A 1600-nucleotide genomic window follows, 5' to 3' on the forward strand; every position below is an offset into this window, starting at 1 on the left:
CCTCAATCACTTCCTTCACCTGACTCGGGCGTACGTAGAAATCTGCCGTGCGTCCGGCTTTTTTCTTTGATACTTCTTGCGAACGAGCGGCTTCTTGAGGCTGAGTGAGTTTTGAGGTATGAGCGACAGCCTGTGCGTCCTGTTCTGCCTGCTGTTCTTGTGTTTCTTGCATTGCTTGTACTTTCTGCACATGAGACGCCGGAGGGGTGGCGAAGAAGTCGGGGGTTTGCCACTCGCATGCTTTTCTCATCGGGAGGGGACCCTTCGCCATCAACGCGCAGAGTTCCCCGAGATTTACGAAGATGTCCTTGACTAATCTTTTCGCCAAAAGGACTTTCAAATTCTTTGTTGTCATATATGTATATTTTTTTAGTTTGTTACGGAACTGAGAGGTTCGAAGCAGTGTGCTCGCGGAGTTCGGAATGCGTTCGGAAACCGTTCGGGAAGGCGTTCGGAAAAGGTAATACCTCACCCTGTCTTGACCGAAGCGTCAAGATGAATCCTTCTTAGTAGCAAGCCTATTGGAACGATGATTCTTTCTCCTCGAATCCGTTTGCAAATATACGTTCCGAAAAAGGCGAATGCAAGTTTTTTGCCCACTATTTTCTTTTGCCCATTTGTCAAGAAGTCTTAAATTACTGTCATCATAACGACAAAAACCGCACAACTTGAAAAAGTAAGTAGGATTCGCGCGCAAACGCGCGTTTTCGCCTTTCCGACCTATACGGTTTTCAAGGGGTTTATACACTCTCGGCAAATCCTACACAAAGCGGGTTTAAAGTTTGATAATCAGCGGTGTTAGGTGTGTAGGATTGGGTCGGAAAATCCTACATAAAACCTTACATAGTGCAGGGTTTCGCGGCGGAGCATGTAGGGTCAGTTTCGGCGGCGTGTGGAGTGTAGGGTCGGCGGGGAAGTGAACAAATCATTGGGCGAATTTTGCGCCTAACGTTTTGAGCCTTAGCGGTTTTCCTTGACTCAAAAAAATGAGTCAAAAGTGTCTTTTTCTTAACTCTTTGGTTTTTAGGGAGTTGAAGGGGTTCGCGGGGCGAGTATTAAATAAACTTAAGAGGGGAGACAAAGGGACTAAGAGACAAAAAGACAAAGAGACGAAGGGACAAAGAGACCAAGAGTCAAAGGGGCGAAGGACCGTTCCACTGTGCCACAGCGGGGCGTGACCTTTGCCCCCTTACTGCGCAGCCATGCTGCGGCAAGATAGAGTGCGCCTTCGGCGCGGCGACTCCCGCCGCCATCTTCGCGGGCGTACAGCCTTCCAGGCTGATACTGAGAAAGTTCCCTGCTTTCCGGGGGCGTTGCCCCCGGTTACTCACAGTACAGCCTTCCAGGCTGGATAGTCTTGCTTGCTGTTTGTGCTGTTGTGTCCCCTAAACATGAAACACAACGGAGCCACACTTACTGGTGCACCCACCTGTGCAGCAAAAGTATTTAAGCCTAGAGGGCTTTACTGTGAGTACCACCGAGTGCGAAGCGATATTGACCGCGGCGAATCTTTGATCGTGCCGCTGCCACCTGTGCAGCAAAAGTATCTTAGCCTGGAAGGCTATACCGTGAGTAACCCCGGGCAACGCCCGGGGATAGC

The 1600-nt window shown here is 49.9% G+C and carries 2 protein-coding genes; one reads left to right on the forward strand and one right to left on the reverse strand.

Going from position 1 to position 1600, the window contains the following annotated elements; all coding sequences use genetic code 11:
• Positions 1 to 355 (reverse strand): hypothetical protein (locus I6E40_RS10530; RefSeq protein ID WP_235387201.1); only part of this gene is annotated, 355 nt, incomplete at its 3' end.
• A gap of 1036 nt (positions 356 to 1391) precedes the next feature.
• Between I6E40_RS10530 and I6E40_RS10535 the strand changes: the two genes are divergently transcribed.
• The coding region (locus I6E40_RS10535) for a hypothetical protein (RefSeq protein WP_235387203.1) at positions 1392 to 1600 on the forward strand (209 nt) is incomplete at its 3' end.

Origin of the sequence: Prevotellamassilia timonensis (assembly GCF_021531665.1) — a bacterium.
Classification (GTDB): Bacteria; Bacteroidota; Bacteroidia; order Bacteroidales; family Bacteroidaceae; genus Alloprevotella.